Origin of the sequence: Nosocomiicoccus sp. HMSC059G07 (assembly GCF_001815515.1) — a bacterium.
GTDB lineage: Bacteria > Bacillota > Bacilli > Staphylococcales > Salinicoccaceae > Nosocomiicoccus > Nosocomiicoccus ampullae_A.
The window spans coordinates 1-238 of sequence record NZ_KV820873.1 but is presented as its reverse complement, the minus strand read 5'-3'; the positions used below and the strand labels follow the sequence as shown (position 1 = coordinate 238).

Genomic DNA, 238 nt, shown 5'->3' with positions numbered 1-238 from the left:
ATAGCGAAATGACAGACTTACGACTCGGAGAAATCGGGTTTATATTTCAAGAGTCGCACCTACTGCCGTACTTAAAAGTCCGAGAGCAACTCGAGTTCGTCGGACGTGAAGCGGGCATGGGTAAGAAAGAAGCAAAAGCGCGTGCTGAAGAAATCCTTAAATTATTTGGACTCGAGCATCGCCTCGACCATTACCAAAAATCACTATCTGGTGGTGAACAACAACGCGTCGCGATTGC

1 protein-coding gene is annotated in these 238 nt (G+C 47.1%); it reads left to right on the top strand.

All coding sequences use genetic code 11. The annotated features are described in order from the left end of the window. Nucleotides 1-238 (top strand): ATP-binding cassette domain-containing protein (locus HMPREF3029_RS08360; protein WP_144265453.1); only part of this gene is annotated, 238 nt, incomplete at both ends.